Raw genomic sequence first — 2,669 nt, forward strand, 5'->3', positions numbered from 1 at the left:
GGGTGAATATCGCGTTGGTCACGCCGGGGATTCCGTAAAGACCAACCATGATGATGACGATCAACATCAGTCCCCAGAACGCATCGGCAAAGCTGTGCCAAATCTCGGCCCAGCCCAGCCACTCGCCCTTGGGCAGGTTCTTCCAGATCGCCCAGATCAGGATCGTGGCCATCAGCATGCCGCCGGCCAGAAGGCCGGGGAAGACGCCCGCCAGGAACATCCGGCCAACCGAGACATCCGTCGCCGAGGCATAGACGACCATGACGATGGAGGGCGGAATGAGGATGCCGAGGGTGCCCGCGTTGCAGATCACCCCCGCCGCGAAATCCTTGGAATAACCCACCTGCCGCATCGCTGCGATGACGATGGAACCGATGGCAACCACAGTGGCAGGGCTCGACCCCGAGAGGGCGGCAAAGAGCATACAGGCGAAGACGCCCGCGATGGCCAGTCCCCCCGGCAAGTGCCCGACACAGGCGATGGAAAAACGGATGATCCGTTTGGCCACGCCGCCCGTCGACATGAAGCTTGAGGCGAGGATGAAGAACGGGATTGCCAGCAGCGTCGCATGCCCTTCCATCGCCTGATAAAGCGTCTGCGCCACCGAGGCCAGCGAAGTATCCGAGAACCACAGCAGGAACAGGGTCGACGAGAGGCCGAGCGAGATCGCGATCGGCACGCCGATCAGCATGAAGCCCACGACCATGACAAAAAGCAGGACGACTTCCATGGTCTATTCCTCGTAGTTCATGTGACGGACATTCTCGACGGCGTCCTCGGCTTCGTGGCTGACGATCAGGCTGTCGCGGGTGCCGGTGACGATGCCCCAGCTTGCCTGCAGCAGGCGAAAAAGCAGCAGTGCGCAGCCGATGGGCAGCATCAGATAGGGGATGAAGCGGGGCAGTTTTTCGTAAGCCTCGCCCTGATTGAACATCGGCTCGATGAAGCGCAGCCAGTCCACCATTGGGATCTGCTCGGTCTCATACCAGGCCTGATCGCGGGTCTTGATGAAGCCTTCAGGGAACCAGCGCCCGCCCGTCTGCTCAAACCCGCCGAAGGGGGCCCAATAGTCCCAAGCCCCTTTCATCAAAAGGAAGGCATAGGCCAGACAGCAGACCGCCGCGGCAAGCGCCAGAATACGCCGCCCGCGATGGGGCAGAAGGTTGATCACCGCATCGACCCCCAGATGCGCCGTCACCTTAACCGCATAGGACATGCCGAATAGCACGAGCCAGGCAAAGAGCGCCGAGGTCAGTTCCAGCCCCCAGATGAGGGAAGAGTTGAAGACATAGCGCAGGACGACATTGGTGAAGGTGATCACTGTCATCAGGCCAAGGATCACCGCGATCACGGTTTCCTCGAATTCATTCACCACACGGCCGAGCGCCGTGGCAGGTTCATACTTGCCGCTCATCTTCCCCCCCCCTTTTTACAATCCGGGCCCGGCAATCAAAGGCCGGGCCCGGTCAACACCGCCGGAGTGGTGGCTCAGCTACCGGTGTTGAACGACTGTGCGGCGTCGATATTGTCCTGACCGATGCCGTCGGCGAACTGATCCCAGACCGGCTTCATCGCATCGACCCAGGCCTGACGCTGTTCATCGGTCAGTTCGCGGATCACGCCGCCTGCATCCAGAACCGACTGACGCGCGGCCTGATCGACCTCGCCCACCGCCGCGTTCCGTTCGGCGGTGACTTCCGCAAGGATGGTCATGACCTGATCCTTGACCGCCGGGTCAAGACTGTCGAGCCAGTCGACCGAGGCCACGACAAGGTAGTCGAGCACACCGTGATTGGTTTCGGTCGTACCGTCCTGCACCTCATAGAATTTCTGGCCGTAGATGTTCGACCAGGTGTTTTCCTGCCCGTCGACAACCTTCTGCTGAAGCGCGCCGTAAACTTCGGAAAACGCCATCGGCTGGGGCGAGGCGCCCAGTGCTTCCATCTGGGCGATGATCACGTCCGAAGGCTGCACGCGGATCTTCAGGCCCGTCATATCGGTCGGCATTTCCAGGGGCTTGTTGGCCGACATCTGCTTCAGCCCGTTATGCCAGAAATCCAGCCCCTGAAGACCACGGCGGGCCATCGAGTCCTTCATCGCCTGACCGGTCTCAGAAGCCTGGAAGGCGTCGACCGCCTTGATGTCCTTGAACATGAACGGCAGATCGAAGATCTGGAACTGCTTGGTGAACGCCTCGAATTTCGAGAGCGACGGGGCCGCGAACTGCACGTCGCCCTGCAGCATCGCTTCCAGCACCTGATCGTCGTCATAAAGGGTGGAGTTCGGATAGACCTCCATGCAGGCGGTGCCGTCCATCTCGGCATTCACCCGTTCGGCGAAAAGGCTGGCCGCGATGCCCTTCGGGTGCTTGTCGGAATTGGTGACATGGGCGAACTTCATCACGATCTCGCCCTCATCGCAGCCAGCGCTGGCCATGGCGGCCCCGGCGGAAAGCACCAGCGCGATCGCTGTCATTGTTGTGGTTGCGGTTTTCATATTCTTCCTCCCTTGAACTCATTGGTTCTGGGCGCCATGTCGGAAAGACGGCGCTCGCATGTAGAGAAGCCGTTGTGAAAAGGCCGATCAACGTTTCTTTTCCACCTGCTCGCGGGCGGTTTTTTTATTTCAAAACCAATCGACTACGCGAAAGCACCCGCCATGTCCTGTAT

At 60.3% G+C, this 2,669-nt stretch carries 3 protein-coding genes; all 3 read right to left on the reverse strand.

The features are described from left to right. Positions 1-730: TRAP transporter large permease (locus WBB85_RS22310; RefSeq protein ID WP_432640763.1), on the reverse strand; the 730-nt coding region annotated here is incomplete at its 3' end. A 3-nt stretch (positions 731-733) separates the two neighbouring features. Further along, positions 734-1,414: a TRAP transporter small permease gene (locus tag WBB85_RS22315; RefSeq protein ID WP_432640764.1), complete on the reverse strand. Its 681-nt coding sequence runs from the start codon at positions 1,412-1,414 to the stop codon at positions 734-736. A gap of 74 nt (positions 1,415-1,488) precedes the next feature. Continuing rightward, on the reverse strand, positions 1,489-2,496 hold the full coding sequence (locus tag WBB85_RS22320; RefSeq protein ID WP_432640765.1) for a DctP family TRAP transporter solute-binding subunit: 1,008 nt from the start codon (positions 2,494-2,496) through the stop codon (positions 1,489-1,491). Positions 2,497-2,669: the final 173 nt, after the last annotated feature.

Origin of the sequence: Albidovulum sp. (assembly GCF_049646345.1) — a bacterium.
Classification (GTDB): domain Bacteria; phylum Pseudomonadota; class Alphaproteobacteria; order Rhodobacterales; family Rhodobacteraceae; genus Albidovulum.

Bases quoted from the DNA above. Each gene is read 5' to 3' on its own strand.
- WBB85_RS22315 (WP_432640764.1), bottom strand. From the start codon at position 1,414: ATGAGCGGCAAGTATGAACCTGCCACGGCGCTCGGCCGTGTGGTGAAT.
- WBB85_RS22320 (WP_432640765.1), bottom strand. From the start codon at position 2,496: ATGAAAACCGCAACCACAACAATGACAGCGATCGCGCTGGTGCTTTCC.